The 483-nt window shown below is 58.6% G+C and carries 1 protein-coding gene; it reads left to right on the top strand.

All coding sequences use genetic code 11. The annotated features are described in order from the left end of the window. On the top strand, nucleotides 1-483 hold a 483-nt coding region (locus tag ACXAGX_RS20530; RefSeq protein WP_474840706.1), incomplete at both ends, for an Ig-like domain-containing protein.

Here is a 483-nt window from a genome sequence, read left to right as displayed (position 1 = left end):
ACGGCGACGCCCAAACCTTCACGGCAACGGTACAGCCAGACGGTTCATTCAGCGCTGATGTCCCTGCGGATATGGCCGACGGTGCTTATACCGTTGAAGCCACTGCAACAGATGCGGCGGGTAACGCGACTACGGCTACCGACAATAACGGTGAAATCGACACCGCAGCGCCAACCATTACGTTGGACGCGCAGACAACAGGTAACGACGCGACGCCAACGGTATCAGGCACCACCGATTTACCTGCCGGTGAAACCGTGTCGATCACGGTAACGGACGCTAACGGTGATGCCCAAACCTTCACCGCCACTGTTCAGCCTGACGGCTCGTTCAGTGCCGATGTCCCTGCCGATATGGCCGACGGTGCTTATACCGTTGAAGCCACTGCCACCGATGCGGCGGGTAACGCGACTACGGCTACCGACAATAACGGTGAAATCGACACCGCAGCGCCAACCATTACGTTGGACGCGCAGACAACAG

It is taken from the genome of Alteromonas sp. ABV4_515, assembly GCF_056160345.1.
Note: the sequence above shows the minus strand (reverse complement) of the source record. Positions and strands in the feature narration are given on the sequence as shown.